This window comes from Rathayibacter sp. AY1B7, assembly GCF_002932735.1.
Classification (GTDB): domain Bacteria; phylum Actinomycetota; class Actinomycetes; order Actinomycetales; family Microbacteriaceae; genus Rathayibacter.
The window spans coordinates 43,312-60,544 of record NZ_PSWK01000003.1; the positions used below are offsets into that span (position 1 = coordinate 43,312).

The following is a 17,233-nucleotide window of genomic DNA, read 5'->3' on the forward strand; positions in this document are numbered from 1 at the left end:
GGCGAGTTGGTACCGTAGCCGGATGACGTCCGTGACGAACGCCGAGCCCGCTGAGGGTGCCGCGGATCCGGACGGCGCCTCGCCCGTCGTCTTCGAGCTGCACCAGCTGACCCGGACCTTCGGGAGGACGGTGGCGGTCGACCGCATCGACCTGGCCGTCCGCGCGGGGACCTTCTACGGGATCATCGGCCCGAACGGCGCGGGCAAGACCACCACGCTCTCGATGATGACGGGCCTCCTGCGACCCGACACCGGCCGCGTCCTCGTGCACGGCGTCGACGTCTGGAAGGACCCGTCGGCCGCGAAGCCGCTGATCGGGGTCCTGCCCGACCGCCTCCGGCTGTTCGACCGGCTCACCGGCGCCCAGTTCCTCGCCTACTCCGCCGCGCTGCGCGGCATCGACCTCGCCACGGCGAAGGAGCGCACGGTCGAGCTGGCCGAGGCGCTCGGCCTCTCCGACGCGCTGGAGCGCCTGATCTCGGACTACTCCGCGGGGATGGCGAAGAAGGTCGCCCTCGCGGCGGCGATGATCCACGCCCCGCGCGTGCTGGTCCTCGACGAGCCGTTCGAGTCGGTGGACCCGGTCTCCTCGGCCGCCGTGATCACCGTGCTGCGCCGCTTCGTCGAGGGCGGCGGCACCGTCGTCCTCTCCAGCCACGGGCTCGACTTCATCGAGCGCGTCTGCGACGACGTGGCCGTGATCGTCGGCGGGCGCGTGCTCGCCTCCGGGACGGTCGCGGAGGTCGCCGGCACCGCGACGCTGGAGGAGCGCTTCCTCGAGCTCGCGGGCGGCAAGCAGATCGCCGAGGGGCTGCAGTGGCTGCACGACTTCTCCGGCTGAGGATCGACGTCCTCCTGGGCGCGTTCCGCTCCGGGCCCGCGCGCTCGGCCGGCGCCGTCCTGGGCGTGCTCGTGGTCGTCGCGGTGACGGCACTGCTGATCGCGGCGATCGGTGCTCTGCGCTCCTCGGACGCGGCGGCGGGCGCTCTCGTGACCGCCGGCGGACTCGTCTCCGTCGGCTTCCTGGTGCTGCCCTTCCTGCTCGGCCCGCTCGACCCGATGGATCCGCGCGCGTTCCGCCTCTTCGGCCTTCCGCCGCTCCGCCTCGCCGGGGCGCTCGCCCTGGCCGGCCTCGTCTCGGTCCCCACGCTCGCTCTGCTGGTGGTCGGGCTCGCGAGCGCGCCGCTCGTCCCGGGCGCAGGCGCCTTCGCCGTGGTCGGCCCGCTCCTCGCGGTGGCGACGGCCTCGCTGTTCGCGCGGATCGGCCTCGCCGCCTCCGCCGCACTCGTCCCCTCCCGGACCGCCCGCGAGCTGCTGGCCGTCCTCGGCCTGCTGCTGATGCTCGGCGGTCCCGCCGCCCTCGGTGCCGCCGCGCTGGTCGACACGGGGGACACCCCGGTGCTCGAGCGCTGGGGTGCGGCGATGGGGGCCACTCCGTTCGGTGCGGCGTGGATGATCGCCCCGGCCGCCCGGACCGGCGACGCGCTCGGCCCGCTCCTGCTGGCCCTGGCGACGCTCGTCGCGGCGGGCGCGCTCTGGTGGCTCGTCGTCCGCCTGCTGACGGAGCGGCCCGAGCGCACGCACCGGCCGCCGCGCGGCCTCCGGCTGGGCTGGTTCGACGTCCTCGGCTCGACCCGGACCGGCGCGATCGCGGCGCGCAGCATCACCTACTGGCTCCGGGATCCGCGCTACCAGGCGTCGCTCGTCGCCGTGCCGGTGCTGCCGGTCGCGGCCCTGCTGCTGCTCGCGGTCGTCGGCGTCCCCTTCCCGCTGCTCTCGCTGCTCCCGGTCCCGCTGATCGCGCTGTTCCTCGGCTGGTTCCTGCACAACGACGTCGCCTACGACGGATCGGCGTTCTGGCTCCACGTGGCCGCGGGCGTCCGCGGCTGGTCGGACCGGCTCGGCCGCGCCTTCCCGACCCTCCTGCTCGGCGTGCCGGTCGTCGTGCTCGGCTCGCTGATCAGCAGCGCGACCTCGGGGCTCCCCGATGCGCTGCCCGTCGTGCTCGCGGTGAACACCTGCCTCCTGCTCGTCCCCGCCGGCGTCGCCAGCGCCGTCTCGGCACGGCTCGCCTATCCGGCTCCGCGCCCGGGCGACAGCGCGTTCACGCAGCCCCAGGCCCCCGGAGCCAGTGGCGCCGGTCCGCAGTCCCTCGCGTTCGGCCTGGGGCTGCTCCTCTCGGCTCCGGCCGTGGTGCTCGGCGTCCGGGCCCTGTTCGTCGACCCGGAGGCGGCGGGCGACGCCGTGCTCGTCGGCTTCGGCAGCGCCGTGGTCGTCTTCGCCCTCGGCGTGCTCCTCGGCGGCCGGCTGTTCGAGCGCCGCGCGACCGAGCTGGTCGCGTTCACCAGCCGCTACTAGCGCCGCCCGATCCGGAGCGCACGGCCGCGGGCCCGGGCTCCGCGCGTAGGATCGTCGGCATGATTCCGCGCGTCCAGAACAGCAGCACCGACCCCCTCGAGGGAGGCGGAGGAACCGCCACGCTCGACCGCGAGCTCGAGGAGCTCCTCAACCAGGAGTCCATCGAGCCGGGCGACCACGAGCGCTTCTCCCACTACGTGCCGAAGGACAAGATCCTCGAGAGCGCCATCACCGGCAAGCCGGTCCGCGCGCTCTGCGGCAAGAAGTGGCTCCCGGGCCGCGACCCGGAGAAGTTCCCGGTGTGCCCGGCCTGCAAGGAGATCTACGCGAAGATGAAGTGATTCCCGCCCCGCTCACTCGTAGCGGGTCGGGATGACGGGCTCGCCGCGGCCGAGCCGGAGCGCGTCGATCGGCAGCTCGAGGACCGCGTTCGCGTGGTGCGCGCGGGCTGCCGCCACTCCCTCGATGCCGAGGTGCTCGGGACGGATCGTCCCGTCCTCGATCAGGGGGACGAGCAGCGCCCGCTCGCCCTCGCCGACGGCGCCCTCGGGGCCGGCGCCCACGTGCACGACCTCGGCCTCGGCGACCCCGTCGTCCGAGAGCAGACGGCCGGCGGCCTTCCGCCCGCCGATCGACGCCTTCGAGACCGACTTCTTCGCCACCGCGACCCACTCGCCCGCGTCGTCCTCGTGCGCGACCAGCTTGTAGACCATGCCCGCCGTCGGGTGGCCCGAGCCCGTCGCCACCGAGGTGCCGACGCCGTAGGAGTCGACCGGTGAGGCCGCGAGCGCGGCGATCCCGTACTCGTCGAGGTCGTTGGTGACGGTGATGCGCGTGCCGGTCGCGCCGAGCGCGTCCAGCTGCTGCCGGACGGCGGCCACCTGCTGGGGGAGGTCGCCGGAGTCGATGCGCACGGCGCCGAGGCCGGTGCCGGCGACGCGGACCGCCAGGTCGACGGCGGCTGTCACGTCGTAGGTGTCCACCAGGAGGGTCGTGCCGGGGCCGAGCGCGGCGACCTGCGCGCGGAACGCCTCCTCCTCCGAGTCGTGGAGGAGGGTGAAGGAGTGCGCGGAGGTGCCCATCGTGGGCACGCCGAAGCTGCGGCCCGCCTCCAGGTTCGAGGAGGCGCCGAATCCGGCGATGTACGCGGCGCGAGCCGCGGCGACGGCGGACCGCTCTCCGGCGCGGCGCGAGCCCATCTCGGCGAGCGGTCGCCCGTCGGCGGCCGAGACCATCCGCGCGGCGGCGCTCGCCACGGCGCTGTCGTGGTTGAGGACGCTGAGCACCAGGGTCTCCAGCAGCACGCCGTCGGCGAAGGGCGCCTCGACGATGAGCACGGGGGAGCCCGGGAGGTAGACCTCGCCCTCGCGGTAGCCCCAGACGTCGCCCCGGAAGCGGTAGTCGGCGAGCCAGTCCAGCGTGCGGGAGTCGACGACGCGGTTCTCGCGGAGCCAGGACAGCTCGTCGTCGCCGAAGCGGAAGCGCGAGATCAGCTCGAGGAGCCGGCCGGTGCCCGCGAGCACGCCGTAGCGGCGTCCGGGCGGGAGGCTCCGGGCGAACACCTCGAACATGCAGCGGCGGTCGGCGGTGCCGCTGCCGAGGGCGCCCTCGACCATCGTGAGCTCGTACCGGTCGGTGAGGAAGGCCGTGGAGTCCATCCGCTCAGTGTTCCACGGCCGCCCCCGCGCGGCCCAGGCGCGGGTGCCGGGGCTTGCGCACGCCGCCGGGCCCGGGAACGGCGTGCGGCCGGAACCGGGCCGCAGGGCGCGGGTAGGCTGTTCCTCCGTGACGGACGCACCGCTGGGCATCTTCGACTCCGGAGTCGGCGGGCTCACCGTCGCCCGCTCCGTGATCGACCAGCTGCAGAACGAGTCGATCGTCTACCTCGGCGACACCGCGCACTCGCCCTACGGGCCCAAGCCGCTCGCCGACGTCCGCGCCTACGCCCTCGACACCCTCGACACCCTGGTCGACCAGGGCGCCAAGCTGCTCGTCATCGCCTGCAACACCGCCTCTGCCGCGATGATGCGCGACGCCCGCGAGCGCTACACGCTCGGCCGCGGCATCCCGGTGATCGAGGTCATCCAGCCCGCCGTCCGCAGCGCTGTCCGCGACACCCGCAACCGCCGCGTCGGGGTGATCGGCACGGTCGGGACGATCCGCTCCCGCGCCTACGACGACGCCTTCGTCGCCGCGCCCGACCTGCAGCTGTTCACCGCCGCCTGCCCGCGCTTCGTCGAGTTCGTCGAGGCGGGCGTCACCTGGAGCGACGAGCTGCTCGCGGTGGCGGAGGAGTACCTCGCGCCGCTCAAGGCCGCGGGGGTCGACACGCTCGTCCTCGGCTGCACCCACTACCCGCTGCTGCGCGGTGCCATCGCGTACGTGATGGGGCCGGACGTCCGCCTCGTCTCGAGCGCCGAGGAGACCGCGCTCGACGTCTACCGGACCCTCGTGGCGCACGGCCTGCAGCGCACCTCCGCCGCGCCTCCGACCTACCGGTGGGAGGAGACGGGCTCGAGCGACTTCGTCCGCCTCGCCCGCCGCTTCCTCGGTCCGGAGGTCTCGAGCGTCGACCTCGTCGAGACCGGCACCATCAACCTGCGCGAGCTCGATCGGGCCGCGCTCCCGCACGATCGAGGGAGACCCGAGTGACCGACAGCACCGCATCGAAGGCCGCGCGCAAGGACGGGCGGGCGCCCGACGAGCTGCGCACCGTGACGATCGAGCGCGGCTGGAGCACCCAGGCGGAGGGCTCCGCGCTCGTCTCGTTCGGGAACACCAGGGTGCTCTGCACCGCCTCCTTCACGAACGGCGTGCCGCGCTGGCTGCAGGGCAAGGGCAAGGGCTGGGTCACCGCCGAGTACGCGATGCTGCCCCGCTCCACCAACTCCCGCATGGACCGCGAGTCGGTCAAGGGGAAGGTCGGCGGGCGCACGCACGAGATCTCGCGGCTGATCGGCCGGAGCCTCCGCGCGGTGGTCGACACGAAGGCGCTCGGCGAGAACACCCTCGTGATCGACTGCGACGTCCTCCAGGCCGACGGCGGCACCCGCACCGCGGCGATCACCGGCGCCTACGTGGCGATGGCCGACGCGATCGAGTGGGCGCGCGGCAAGAAGTACGTGGGGCAGAAGGCGCAGCCGCTGATCGACAGCCTCTCGGCGGTGTCCGTCGGCATCATCGACGGCGTGCCGATGCTCGACCTGGCCTACGTCGAGGACGTGCGCGCCGAGACCGACATGAACGTCGTCGTCACCGGACGCGGCCTGTTCGTCGAGGTGCAGGGCACCGCCGAGGGGGCCCCGTTCGACCGCCGCGAGCTCGACGCCCTGCTCGACCTCGCGGTCGCCGGTGCCTCCGACCTCGCCCGCATCCAGGCCGAAGCGCTCGCCGCGGAGCCCGGAGCGTGAGCCTGGACCTCGTCCTCGCCACGCACAACGCGGGCAAGGTGGAGGAGTTCCGCGCCATGCTGGCCGGCGCGCTCCCCGGAGTCGGCGTCCGCGCCTACGACGGACCCGAGCCCGTCGAGGACGGCGTGAGCTTCGCCGAGAACGCGCTGATCAAAGCGCGCGCGGCGGCGGCGCACACCGGCCTCGTGGCGCTCGCGGACGACTCCGGGATCTGCGTCGACGTCCTCGGCGGCGCGCCGGGCATCTTCTCGGCCCGCTGGTCGGGACGCGCGCACGACGCGACGGCCAACCTCGAGCTCCTCCTGGCGCAGCTGCACGACGTGAAGGCGGAGCACCGCGGTGCGCACTTCAGCTGCACCATCGCCCTCGTGGTGCCGGACTCCGTGCTCCCGGGCGGACAGGAGACGGTGGTCGAGGGCCGCTGGGACGGCGCGATCGCGACGGCTCCCCGCGGTGCGAACGGCCACGGCTACGACCCGGTGTTCGTCCCCGAGGCCGGGGCGCTCACGGCGGCCGAGCTCGCTCCCGAGCAGAAGAACGCCCGGAGCCACCGCGCCCGCGCCTTCACCGCGCTGCGCGCCGAGCTCGCCGCCCTGTCCGCCCGGCTCTGACCCCGGCGGGATGCCACTCCGGTGCACGCCTGTCGGCGTGCCGCGTGCCGGAGTGGCGTCCCCCGGAGGCGGAGGTCAGGACTTCGGGTGCTTGTCGTCCAGGGTGTCGGCGTCGAGCACGTAGGCGGCCGACTCGGTCGAGTCGGTCTCGGGGTCGGCGGCGAGCTTCGCCTTGCGCTGCTGCTGGAAGAAGTGGAACAGCGTCGGCACCAGCGCGAGCACGACCGCGCCGATCAGGATCACGTCGATGTAGTGCGAGACGAAGTCGGCGACCGGCGGGATGAAGGCGAGCAGCCACCCGATCAGGGTGACCCCGCTGCCCCAGATCAGGGCGCCGATGAGGTTGTAGAGGCTGTACTTGCGGTAGTTCATGTGAGCCACGCCGGCCGCGATCGGCGCGAAGGTGCGGACGATCGGCACGAAGCGCGCGAGGATCACGGCGAGGCCGCCGAAGCGCTCGAAGAACGCGTTGGTCCGCTTCACGTTCTCGATGCTGAAGAAGCCGGACTCCTTGCGCTCGAAGATGCGCGGGCCGGCCTTGTGCCCGATCAGGTAGCCGACCTCGCCGCCGACGAAGGCCGAGAACCCGACGGCCAGGCAGATGAGCCAGATCGGGACGCCGAGGCCGCCGTTCGACGCGTTCTCGTGCGCCAGCAGGCCCGTGATGATCAGCAGCGTGTCGCCCGGGAAGAGGAAGCCGATCAGCAGTCCGGTCTCGGCGAACACGATGAGGCAGACCACGAGCACGCCCCAGGGGCCGAACGAGGTCAGGATCGTCTCCGGATCGAGCCAGGGGACGAGGGCGGCGTGGTTCAACGGATCTCCAGTCGACGGGGGCCGGTGGCCGGTCGGCGGTCACGCGAGCGCGCTCAGCGTACCGGCCGATCCCGTGCGGAAGGAGGGACTCGAACCCTCACGCCTCTCGGCACAGGAACCTAAATCCTGCGTGTCTGCCATTCCACCACTCCCGCGTGCGGGCTCCAGTGTAGGAGGAGGGCTCCGCGCCTCAGCCGCGGGGAGCCGCCCGGGGGAGGTACCGCGGGATCCAGCGGGCGAGCGCCCCCGCTCCGCCCAGACCGAGCACCCCCATCACGACGGCGGCGAAGGGGAGGGAGATCAGGGCGGTGAGCGCCGACACGACGATCGGGGCGGCGGCGTTGCCCGCGTCGCCGGTGAAGCGGAACGCGCCGAGGAACGGGGCCGGATCGGCCGGGGGCGCGAGATCGGCGCCGATGGTCATCAGGATCCCGGAGCCGATGCCGTTCGCGGCCGCGAGCACGCAGGCCACGGCGACGAACCAGGGCACCGGATCGAGGGCGAGCACCGAGGCGGCGAGGGCGAGGTGGCCGAGCCCGAGGCCGATCATCGAGGGGATCGCGGTGGCGCCCCGGCCGAAGCGGTCCATCAGCTGGCCGCCGGCGTAGAAGAGGGCGAAGTCGAGCGCGCCGGCGATGCCGATGATGATCGCGGTGTCGGTCTCGGCGAGCCCGATGCTCACCGCCCAGAGGGGGAGGATCAGCGTCCGGCTCGCCCGCAGCGCCCCGATCACGGCGGCGCCGGTCCCCATCCGAGCGAGGACCCCGCGGTGCTCGCGCAGCGTCCCGAGCAGCGACTGCGGCGACTCCGGGACGGTCGCCGACGCCTCCGCGGCGACCACGTCCTCCGGAGCGGCGCGGTCGGCCGCGGCCTGCGCCCGCCGCAGCACCGTCGCGGGGTCGGGCACGAGCAGCAGGACCACGACCGCCGCCACGCAGCAGACGATGTGCACCCAGAAGACGGACTCGACGGAGCCGGTGAGGTGCACCACCCCGGCCGCCAGGAACGGGCCGATCAGCCAGCCGGCGCGGAACGCCCCGGCGAGGGCGCTGAGCGCGCGGGCGCGGTGCGTGATCGGGACGAACGACGTCATGAACGCGTGCCGCGCCAGCGCGAAGACCGCGGTCGCGAGGCCGATCACGAAGACGCCGATCGTCAGCCCGACCCATGACGTCGAGAGCAGGCACACCACGAGCCCGAGGATCGACGCGGCCGAGGCTCCGAGCATCGCGCCGCGCTCGCCGATCCGGGAGACGATCCAGCCGCTGGGGATGTCGCCCGCCAGCTCGCCGATCATGATCATCCCCGCCACGAGGCCTGCCAGGGCCAGCGTCGCGCCGAGGTCGCCGGCCGCGGCCGGCAGGAGGGGGATGATCGCCCCCTCGCCGATGGAGAAGAGGAGGGTGGGGAGGAAGGTCGACAGCAGCAGCGGCCCGACGGGGAAGGGGCGCGGAGCGGTGCTGGTCACCGTCCCCAGGGTACGCCCGGGCCGGAGGGCGGCCCCCGGCCCCCGGTAGTCTGGACGCACCATGCTGGACAACGACTTCACCGAGCAGATCACTGCTCTCCGCTCCACCTTCGCCGACATCCGCGCCGTCATCGACGTGGACGGTCTCCGCTCGAAGATCGCCGAGCTCAGCGAGCAGGCCGGCGCCCCCGACCTGTGGGACGACACGGCCAACGCGCAGAAGGTGACCAGCGCCCTCAGCCACCGCCAGTCCGAGCTCGCGCGGATCACCGCGATCGACCGGCGCCTGGACGACCTCGAGGTGCTCGTCGAGATGGCGAACGAGGCCGAGGACGCCGAGTCCGAGCAGGAGGCGATCGCCGAGCTCTCCTCCCTCCAGAAGGTCATGGGCGAGCTCGAGGTGCAGACCCTGCTCGACGGCGAGTACGACGACCGCCCCGCCGTGGTCACCATCCGCGCGGGAGCGGGCGGCGTCGACGCCTCCGACTTCGCCGAGATGCTCATGCGCATGTACCTCCGCTGGGCCGAGAAGCACAAGTACGCGGCGACCGTCATGGACGCCAGCTACGCGGAGGAGGCGGGCATCAAGTCGGCCACCTTCCAGATCGACGCCCCCTACGCCTTCGGCACGCTCTCGGTCGAGGCCGGCACCCACCGCCTCGTGCGGATGAGCCCCTTCGGCGCCGCGGGCAAGCGCCAGACCTCCTTCGCCGCGGTCGAGGTCATCCCGCTGATGGAGGAGGCCGGGGCGATCGAGATCCCCGACAACGACATCCGCGTCGACGTCTTCCGCTCCTCCGGCCCCGGCGGCCAGTCGGTGAACACCACCGACTCCGCGGTGCGCCTCACCCACCTGCCCACCGGCACCGTCGTGTCGATGCAGAACGAGAAGAGCCAGATCCAGAACCGCGCCGCGGCGATGCGCGTGCTCCAGTCGCGGCTCCTGCTGCTGCAGAAGGAGCAGGAGGCGGCCACCAAGAAGGAGCTCGCCGGCACCATCACCGCGAGCTGGGGCGACCAGATGCGCAGCTACGTCCTCGCTCCGTACCAGATGGTGAAGGACCTGCGCACCGACCACGAGGTCGGCAACCCCTCGCACGTGTTCGACGGCGATCTGGACGGCTTCATCGCCGCCGGGATCCGCTGGCGGAAGTCCTCCTAGCGCGGCTCGGGCGCGTCCCCACCGACGCGCCGCGCGCCCCCTCGGCGGACTCTTCGGGATCGTCGCTTACCCTCGTACCGACATGATTCGCTTCGACAACGTCTCCAAGCAGTATCGGGGCGGCACGAGACCCGCCCTCAACGCCATCGATCTCGAGATCCTCCGGGGCGAGTTCGTCTTCCTCGTCGGCGCCTCCGGCTCCGGCAAGTCGAGCTGCCTCCGCCTGATCCTCAAGGAGGAGCGCCCCTCCTCCGGGTCGATCCACGTGCTCGGGCAGAACCTCGGCAAGATCTCGAGCCGCAAGGTCCCGTACTTCCGCCGCAACATGGGCGTCGTGTTCCAGGACTTCCGGCTGCTGCCGAACAAGTCGGTCTTCGACAACGTCGCGTTCAGCCTCCAGGTGATCGGCAAGTCGAAGGGCTACATCCAGGAGGCCGTCCCGGACACGCTCAAGATGGTGGGCCTCGCGGGCAAGGCGTCGCGCCTGCCCCACGAGCTCTCCGGCGGCGAGCAGCAGCGCGTGGCGATCGCCCGCGCCGTCGTCAACAAGCCGGCCGTCCTGCTGGCCGACGAGCCCACGGGCAACCTCGACCCGACCACGAGCGCCGGCATCATGGCGCTGCTCGAGCGGATCAACGCGGGCGGCACGACCGTGATCATGGCGACCCACGAGGCCGGCATCGTCGACCAGATGAAGCGCCGCGTCATCGAGCTCTCGGCAGGCAGCATCGTCCGCGACGAGAGCCAGGGCGGCTACGGCCAGACCGAGAGCATCACCGTCGTCCACGACGGCGTCGTGGTCGTGGCGGCCGACGACCACGCGGTCGCCGAGCAGCCCGCGCCCCCGGCGATCATCGACAGCGAGCTCGCGCCCGCCGAGGTCCCCGAGATCGACCTGCGCCAGGAGGCCCCGGCCCCGCCGCCCGAGCCGGCCCGCCTCTCGCAGACCGCCGCCCAGCCCCGCGTCCCCGAGGGCCGCCGCTCCGCCGCCGTCGAGCCGGAGCGCGAGCCGGAGCCGGCCGCCGAGCCCGCCGCCGCCCCGCGCGTCGTCGAGCTGCAGAGCCAGACCGGTCCGATCTTCCTCCCCGCCGACAACGGGGCCCTGCCCGAGGAGTCGCTCGCCGCGCGCCTCGGCCTCCGCGCCCACACGGGCGAGGGCGACGAGACCGGCGACGACCAGCAGAACGTAGGACCCGTCAAGTGAGATTCGCACTGATCTGGTCGGAGGTCGCCAGCGGCCTCCGGCGCAACGTCTCCATGGTCGTCTCGGTGATCCTGGTGACCTTCATCTCCCTCACCTTCGTCGGCACGGCGATCCTGCTCCAGATGCAGATCGGCCAGATGAAGAACTTCTGGTACGACAAGGCGCAGGTCGCGGTGTACATGTGCACCGCCACCTCCGGCGGCTCGAACTGCAGCGGCTCCGACGCCACCGCCGAGCAGATCGACGCGGTGCAGGGCCAGCTCGAGGGCGCCACGCTCGCGCCGTACATCGACCGCTCCTACTTCGAGGACCACGACCAGGCCTACGCGAACTTCCAGGAGCAGTTCGCGGGCAACCCGGTCGCCGAGTACGTCACTCCCGACCTGCTCAACCAGACCTTCTGGATCAACCTGAAGGACCCGACCCAGTCGGACGTCATCGTGGAGAGCCTGTCGAGCGTCTCGGGAGTCGAGAGCGTCACCGACCAGCGGCAGTACCTCGACCAGATCTTCTCGATCCTCAACGCGGCGAGCTACACGGCGATCGGCATCGCCGTCCTGATGCTCGTCGCGGCCGTGCTGCTCATCGCCACCACGATCCGCCTCTCGGCGTTCTCGCGGAGACGGGAGCTGGGCATCATGCGGCTCGTGGGGGCCTCGAACAGGTTCATCCAGACCCCGTTCATCCTCGAGGGGGTCTTCGCCGCGCTGGTCGGCTCGATCCTCGCGGGAGTCGCGGTGGTCGCCATCGTGCAGGTCTTCGTGCAGGGGTTCCTGGCGTACCGGATCCCGCTGACCTCCTTCGTGGGACTCGACGACGCTCTGATCGTCGTGCCGATCCTGATCGTGGTCGGCATCGTCCTGGCCGCCGTCTCGGCGAACGTCGCGATCGCGCGGTACCTGCGGGTCTGATCCCGGACCGGACGTATACTGGTGGGCTGTCCCGTTTGGGGCGGCCCACCGGTGCATCGCCCCGACGATGCCCGCCCCCTTCATCCGCTCGCGACCCGAGGAGCAGCCGTGCCCAGAGAACAGGGACAGAAGGTCGTCGCGACCAACCGCAAGGCGCGCCACGACTACCTCATCGAGGACACCTACGAGGCGGGCCTCGTGCTCACCGGCACCGAGGTGAAGTCCCTCCGGGCCGGCCGGGCCTCGCTGGTCGACGGCTACGCGTTCGTCGACGGGGGAGAGGCGTGGCTCGACGCCGTCCACATCAACGAGTGGGCGCAGGGCACCTGGACGAACCACCCGCCGCGCCGCAAGCGCAAGCTGCTGCTGCACAAGGCGCAGATCCTCAAGATCCACAACAAGGTGAAGGAGGGCGGGTACACGCTGATCCCGCTCTCGCTGTACTTCAGTGACGGTAAGGCCAAGGTCGAGCTTGCCGTGGCCAAGGGCAAGAAGGACTACGACAAGCGCCAGGTCCTCCGAGAGCGCCAGGACCGCCGCGAGGCGGACCGTGCGATGTCGACCCGCCGCCGCCTCGGCGAGTAGGCCCCGGCGGGCAATGTCCGACGGGTGCCGCGCAAGCCTCTTCTTCGCGCCCCGTGCTTTGGGAGACTGGGGCGCGTGACCTCCCCCGAGAACAGCGCCCCCGCCGCCCTGAGCGCCGCCGACGAGAAGACGCGGTGGCGCGCCTTCGCGGTGAGCGTCGGAGTCGCGGCCATCACGATCCTCGACCTCTCGAAGGTCAACGTCGGCCTGCCGTCGATCGAGCGCTCGCTCGGAGCGGACGCGAGCCAGCTGCAGCTGATCGTCGCGGGCTACGCGCTCGCCTTCGGACTGGCGCTCGTGCCGGCCGGTCGGCTGGGCGACATCCGCTCGCGCCGCCTGCTGTTCCTCATCGGGCTGACCGCGTTCACGGTGACGAGCCTGCTCTGCGCGCTCGCGCCGTCGATCGAGCTGCTCGTCGTCGCGCGCTTCCTGCAGGGCGTCGCCGCGGGCATCCAGATGCCCCAGGTCCTCGGGCTGGTGCAGCAGATGTTCACCGGCGCCGAGCGGGCCCGGGCCTTCGGGGTCTTCGGCGCGACCATCGGCCTGTCGACCGCCTTCGGCCCGACCCTCGGCGGCCTCCTGATCGCGATCGGCGGCGAGCAGGACGGCTGGCGCCTGCTGTTCTGGATGAACATCCCGCTGGGCGTCGCCGCGCTGGTCTTCGCCTGGAAGCTCATCCCGAAGAAGCGCTCGCGGCCCGAGGGAGACCGGTCCCTCGACCCGGTCGGCCTGCTCCTGCTGGCGGTCGCGATCTTCGCGTTCATGCTGCCGTTCCTGCTGACCACGGGCTCCTCCTCGGACTCGCCCTACCGCTGGTTCTGGCTGGTCCTCGCCGCGGCCGCCGCCGCCGTCTTCGTGCGCTGGGAGGCGCACTACGCCGCGTCGGGGCGGACGCCCGTCATCGACTTCCGCATCTTCCGGACCAGCTCCTACCGCAACGGCATCCTGGTCGCGACCTCCTACTTCGCCGCGATCCCGGCGACCTTCCTCCTCACCACGCTCTTCCTCCAGCAGGGGCTCGGCCTCGAGCCGGTGTTCGCCGGCATGGTGAGCATCCCGTTCGCGCTGACCTCGGCGGTGACAGCCTGGTACGGCGGCAAGCTCGTGCAGCGCTACGGCCGCGCACTGGTGGTGCTCGGCATCGTGCTCGTGGTCATCGGCTTCACGCTCGTGCTGCTCGCCGCCGAGCTCCTCCCGGCCGAGACCGCGGCCTACGGCATGGGTGCCGCGATGCTCGTCGCCGGGGCCGGCGGCGGCTTCGTCGTGTCGCCGAACCAGACGCTCACCCTCGCCGAGATCCCGCCGGCGCAGGGCGGCGTGGCGGGCTCCGTGGGCCAGCTCGGCCAGCGCGTGGGCACCGCGGTCGGCACCGCCTGCGCCTCCGCCGTCTTCTTCGCGACGCTGGCGAGCGAGCAGGGGATGGCGGAGGGGCTGGACCGCTACCACGACGCCTTCCGCAACGGCTACTTCGTCACCCTCGGGCTGATCGCGCTCGCGCTCGTGCTGGGTCTGCTCGATCTGCGCCGCCGCCGGGTGACCGCCCGCGGAGCTGAGGTAGACTAGGACCCGTAACTCCACAGTGTGCGACGAACGACCCACTCCAGCGGCCTCCGGGCCGTCGGGTGCTCGCGGGGATGATCGGTTTCGACATTGCCTGCGAAACTGCGAGAAGCGGGTCGAGGATCCAGGGTCATCTCGTCAACGATCCCTGGAAAACACAGGTGCCGAACAGAAGCGCACCGACTTCGCTCTCGCTGCCTAAGCCAGAGTAGATAGTCCGTCAGCCCGTGGGTGCGTCCTCGCCCCGGATCCTGGCGTCATCTAGAGGACTTGCTGCGTCGTTACGCCTGAGGGCGACGCGGGACTTGCACTCGGGCTGGGCCCGTCGACCGATGCGCCGATGGTAACGGTCGGGGCCGAGCAGAACGCTCTCATCGGCTACACCCGTAGAAGGCGCAGAATCACAGCGATGGACGGGGGTTCGATTCCCCCCATCTCCACCACCGGTCGTCGTCGCACACTGGGAGCTCCGCTCCGCCGCCCTCACGACGGGCGCACGTCGAGCTGTCTGATCCGCCCGTAGAGGGTGAGCATCGCCAGCCGGTCGTCGTCGTCGTGCGCCGGGCCGGCGAGAGCCTGCGGCGGGGCCCAGTCCCGGTAGAGCACGCCCGGCGCCAGCACGGCGACGGCGGTGCCGGCCGGGTAGTGGGCGCTGCGGTCCACCGGCAGCTCGGCGAACGCGTCGGGCAGGAGCCGGTGCAGCACCTCCAGCAGAGGACGGAGGCGTACTGCTCGCGCCTCGTGCACGGAGAGGGTCACGGCGTTCATCGCGGCGAGCGCGGCCACCAGGTGCTCGGCGGCGGCGTCGTCGTCGCACCGCTCGGTGACCAGCAGCGAGACCACCCCGCGCGGCTTCAGCCAGCCGAGCGTGGCGGCCTCGGCGTCGCCGTCCACCGAGACGACGCGGTCGGAGGCGTGGGCGTAGTCGTGCAGGAGCCGCGACCAGACGTCGCCCGGGCCGGGCCCGTCGACCTGCGCGACCGCCTCCGCCGCGGCGAGCAGGGAGCTCTGCCGGTGGAGCCTCGGGAACAGGCTGTCCGCCGGTCCCCAGTGCTGCTCGGCCGTGCGCGAGCGCTCGGGGGGTTCCTGATCGTGCCGGTCCTGCATGTCGACTCCTGAGCCGCCGGTCTCCGCGCCCCCTCGCGCCTGCCGGTCGTCCCTTCACCCTGCGCTCCGCCGGAGCGCGTGTCAATGAGCCGAACGGGGGTCGATCGGAGCCGTGGTCAGCGAGCGGAGCCGAAGAGGCTGCCGGTGGTGGAGTCGTCGGCCGGATCGAGGACCGCGCAGACGATCGTGCGGTCCCCGTGGCGCCAGCCGACCTCGGAGGGGACGAGCGAGCGGTACTCGAGGGCGGAGTCGCCGTAGGCGATCCCCATCACGGCGCCGAACTCCGGCTCGCAGCCCGCCTCGGCCTGGGCGAGCAGCGTGTTGCGGCTGGTGTAGCGGTCTCCGGGCTGCGCGAACGTGTGGAAGACCTCCAGTTCGTGCTCCTCGGCGCAGGGAACGACGTCCACGTCGGCGATGCGGTCGTCGCCCGGGTCGGCCAGGCAGTCGCCGCGCCGCAGCGAGAACACGTCGGTGACGCCGGCGGTCGCCACCGTGCCGCCCTCGTCACGCACGGCCTCCGGGCCGTCCGGCCCGACGACGGAGGAGCAGCCCGAGAGGAGCAGGAGGAGCGCCGCCGAGGCGAGCGCGGCCGTCCGGCTCCTCATCGCGGCGCCACGATCGCGAGCACCTCGTCGTGCAGCAGGCCGTTGGTGGCGACGGCGCTGCCGTGCCACGGCCCGTCCTCCCCGTCGGCGGAGGTGAAGCGGCCGCCCGCCTCCTGCACGATCGGCACCAGGGCCGCCAGGTCGTAGGGCTTCACATCGAACTCGCCCGCACCGTCGAGGAGGCCCTCGGCGACGAGCATGTAGGGCCACGCGTCCCCGTACGCCCGGTCGCGCCAGACGGCGCCGGCGAGCTCGAGCAGCTGCGGGAGACGGCCCGCGCCCTCCCACTGCTGGATGCTGTTGTAGCTGAAGGTCGCCGAGGCGAGCGTGTCGATCCCCGAGACGCGCAGCGGTCGCGGCTCGGCCCCGGCCTCCAGCTCGACGGCCCAGGCGCCGGAGCCCTCGGCCGCCCACCAGCGCGTGCCGAGAGCGGGAGCGGAGACGACTCCGACGACGGGGACGCCGTCGACCGCGAGCGCGATCAGGGTCGCCCAGATCGGGACGCCGCGGAGGAAGTGGGCGGTGCCGTCGATCGGGTCGAGGATCCACTGCCGCGAGGCCTCGCCCGAGGTGCCGAACTCCTCGCCGAGGATCGCGTCGTCCGGACGCTCGGCGGCGAGCAGCGCGCGGATCGCCTCCTCGACGGCGCGGTCGGCGTCGGTGACCGGGGTGCGGTCGAGCTTCGTGTCCACGACGAGGTCGAGCGCGCCGAACCGCTCCCGCGAGATCGCATCGGCCGCGTCCGCCAGGCGGAGGGCGAGTCGGAGGTCGTCGTCGAAGCTCTGGTCACTGCTCTGCGGGGTCACGCGACCACGATACCGGTGGGTCCCGCGGAGCCTCCGATCGCTGCCGCGGGCTTTCCGTCGCACTCGATTTGACGAGACGGGGGGAGACGCTGGTAATGTGATCCCTCGGTTCGGCAAGCACGATCAGCCGGCCGGAACGCACCTCTAGCTCAATCGGCAGAGCAACTGACTCTTAATCAGTGGGTTCTCGGTTCAAGTCCGAGGGGGTGCACCACCAGCCCCGCACCTCCTCGTGAGGTGCGGGGCTTCGTCGTTCCCGGACCGAGTCCGTTCCCGACCTCCTCGGAGCGCCCGCGGGGGGAGCGCCGGCCCGTGCTCACTCGCTGGAGGGTGCGGCGGTCGACGGGTCGAGCAGCGGCAGGACTCCGCGGAAGCCGACGCTCGTGGAGCCGATCCCGACGTCGAGCGCGTCGGAGGCCTGGCCCTGGTCGTCTGCGGCGGCGGTCAGGCTCAGGGTGATGCCCGTCCGCGTGAAGGCCCGGGCGACGGTGCTCCAGGCGAGGTCGACGTCTCCGTCCGCCGACGCCAACAGGCGCCTGAGCATCCGCACGGTGTCCGGCGCAGAATGCGGACCGACCCCCGTTCGCGTGGCAGGATCTCCGTTCGCTTCCGTTTCCCCTCCAGAAAGGA

General features: G+C 72.4%; 18 protein-coding genes, 2 tRNA genes and 1 other RNA gene. 13 read left to right on the top strand and 8 right to left on the bottom strand.

The window, feature by feature from the left end; all coding sequences use genetic code 11:
- Positions 1-22: 22 nt before the first annotated feature.
- The 3 genes from C5C95_RS02555 to C5C95_RS02565 are packed head-to-tail and all read left to right on the top strand — an operon-like array spanning position 23 to position 2,699.
- Entirely contained in the window at positions 23-841 is an 819-nt protein-coding gene (locus C5C95_RS02555) for an ABC transporter ATP-binding protein (protein ID WP_104323732.1), read from the top strand.
- The gene (locus C5C95_RS02560) at positions 817-2,358 is read left to right on the top strand and encodes an ABC transporter permease (RefSeq protein ID WP_104323733.1); all 1,542 of its coding nucleotides are present in this window, start codon (positions 817-819) and stop codon (positions 2,356-2,358) included. The genes C5C95_RS02555 and C5C95_RS02560 overlap by 25 nt, the downstream gene beginning before the upstream one ends.
- 59 nt (positions 2,359-2,417) lie before the next feature.
- Positions 2,418-2,699 carry a DUF3039 domain-containing protein gene (locus C5C95_RS02565; RefSeq protein WP_104223568.1) on the top strand — a complete coding sequence of 94 codons (282 nt, stop codon included), beginning with the start codon at positions 2,418-2,420 and terminating at the stop codon, positions 2,697-2,699.
- Between the two features lie 12 nt (positions 2,700-2,711).
- Here C5C95_RS02565 and C5C95_RS02570 read toward each other — a convergent pair whose 3' ends face one another.
- Positions 2,712-4,016 (bottom strand): nicotinate phosphoribosyltransferase, encoded by a 1,305-nt coding sequence (locus C5C95_RS02570; RefSeq protein WP_104233197.1) that lies wholly within the window; start codon positions 4,014-4,016, stop codon positions 2,712-2,714.
- Between the two features lie 127 nt (positions 4,017-4,143).
- Between C5C95_RS02570 and murI the strand changes: the two genes are divergently transcribed.
- The 3 genes from murI to rdgB are packed head-to-tail and all read left to right on the top strand — an operon-like array spanning position 4,144 to position 6,379.
- Entirely contained in the window at positions 4,144-5,010 is an 867-nt protein-coding gene (gene murI / locus C5C95_RS02575; RefSeq protein WP_104223566.1) for a glutamate racemase, read from the top strand.
- Complete coding sequence (rph, locus tag C5C95_RS02580; protein ID WP_104233199.1) at positions 5,007-5,768, top strand: ribonuclease PH; 762 nt, start codon at positions 5,007-5,009, stop codon at positions 5,766-5,768. Before murI ends, rph begins: the two co-directional genes overlap by 4 nt.
- On the top strand, positions 5,765-6,379 hold the full coding sequence (gene rdgB, locus C5C95_RS02585) for an RdgB/HAM1 family non-canonical purine NTP pyrophosphatase (protein ID WP_104223564.1): 615 nt from the start codon (positions 5,765-5,767) through the stop codon (positions 6,377-6,379). Before rph ends, rdgB begins: the two co-directional genes overlap by 4 nt.
- Before the next feature lie 75 nt (positions 6,380-6,454).
- Here rdgB and C5C95_RS02590 read toward each other — a convergent pair whose 3' ends face one another.
- From C5C95_RS02590 to C5C95_RS02600, 3 genes are all read right to left on the bottom strand, one after another.
- Positions 6,455-7,195 (bottom strand): DedA family protein, encoded by a 741-nt coding sequence (locus tag C5C95_RS02590; RefSeq protein ID WP_104238166.1) that lies wholly within the window; start codon positions 7,193-7,195, stop codon positions 6,455-6,457.
- A 74-nt stretch (positions 7,196-7,269) separates the two neighbouring features.
- Positions 7,270-7,350: transfer RNA gene (locus C5C95_RS02595), tRNA-Leu, on the bottom strand.
- Between the two features lie 35 nt (positions 7,351-7,385).
- Positions 7,386-8,663, bottom strand: coding sequence for an MFS transporter (locus tag C5C95_RS02600; protein ID WP_258069356.1), 1,278 nt, complete (start codon positions 8,661-8,663; stop codon positions 7,386-7,388).
- Between the two features lie 61 nt (positions 8,664-8,724).
- Here C5C95_RS02600 and prfB point away from each other — a divergent pair, with 61 nt between their 5' ends.
- From prfB to ssrA, 6 genes are all read left to right on the top strand, one after another.
- Entirely contained in the window at positions 8,725-9,825 is a 1,101-nt protein-coding gene (prfB, locus tag C5C95_RS02605; RefSeq protein ID WP_104226967.1) for a peptide chain release factor 2, read from the top strand.
- A gap of 82 nt (positions 9,826-9,907) precedes the next feature.
- Positions 9,908-11,029 (top strand): cell division ATP-binding protein FtsE, encoded by a 1,122-nt coding sequence (gene ftsE / locus C5C95_RS02610; RefSeq protein ID WP_104323734.1) that lies wholly within the window; start codon positions 9,908-9,910, stop codon positions 11,027-11,029.
- On the top strand, positions 11,026-11,940 hold the full coding sequence (gene ftsX / locus C5C95_RS02615; RefSeq protein WP_104223559.1) for a permease-like cell division protein FtsX: 915 nt from the start codon (positions 11,026-11,028) through the stop codon (positions 11,938-11,940). The genes ftsE and ftsX overlap by 4 nt, the downstream gene beginning before the upstream one ends.
- A gap of 108 nt (positions 11,941-12,048) precedes the next feature.
- The gene (gene smpB / locus C5C95_RS02620; protein WP_104223558.1) at positions 12,049-12,525 is read left to right on the top strand and encodes an SsrA-binding protein SmpB; all 477 of its coding nucleotides are present in this window, start codon (positions 12,049-12,051) and stop codon (positions 12,523-12,525) included.
- A 75-nt stretch (positions 12,526-12,600) separates the two neighbouring features.
- Positions 12,601-14,088, top strand: coding sequence for an MFS transporter (locus tag C5C95_RS02625; protein ID WP_104223557.1), 1,488 nt, complete (start codon positions 12,601-12,603; stop codon positions 14,086-14,088).
- Positions 14,089-14,155: 67 nt separating this feature from the next.
- Positions 14,156-14,528: a transfer-messenger RNA gene (gene ssrA, locus C5C95_RS02630) on the top strand.
- 40 nt (positions 14,529-14,568) lie between these two features.
- Here the strand turns inward: ssrA and C5C95_RS02635 are convergent.
- From C5C95_RS02635 to C5C95_RS02645, 3 genes are all read right to left on the bottom strand, one after another.
- Positions 14,569-15,192, bottom strand: coding sequence for a hypothetical protein (locus C5C95_RS02635; protein ID WP_104250136.1), 624 nt, complete (start codon positions 15,190-15,192; stop codon positions 14,569-14,571).
- Between the two features lie 116 nt (positions 15,193-15,308).
- Positions 15,309-15,797: a septum formation family protein gene (locus C5C95_RS02640; RefSeq protein WP_104233204.1), complete on the bottom strand. Its 489-nt coding sequence runs from the start codon at positions 15,795-15,797 to the stop codon at positions 15,309-15,311.
- Positions 15,794-16,603 carry an inositol monophosphatase family protein gene (locus C5C95_RS02645; RefSeq protein ID WP_104223554.1) on the bottom strand — a complete coding sequence of 270 codons (810 nt, stop codon included), beginning with the start codon at positions 16,601-16,603 and terminating at the stop codon, positions 15,794-15,796. Before C5C95_RS02645 ends, C5C95_RS02640 begins: the two co-directional genes overlap by 4 nt.
- 138 nt (positions 16,604-16,741) lie before the next feature.
- On the opposite strand from C5C95_RS02645, the gene C5C95_RS02650 reads away from it, so the two are divergent.
- Positions 16,742-16,817 (top strand) — tRNA-Lys (locus C5C95_RS02650).
- 102 nt (positions 16,818-16,919) lie between these two features.
- On the opposite strand, the gene C5C95_RS17290 is transcribed toward C5C95_RS02650, so the two are convergent.
- Positions 16,920-17,147, bottom strand: a complete 228-nt coding sequence (locus C5C95_RS17290; protein WP_181028778.1) for a hypothetical protein — start codon at positions 17,145-17,147, stop codon at positions 16,920-16,922.
- Between the last annotated feature and the right edge of the window lie 86 nt (positions 17,148-17,233).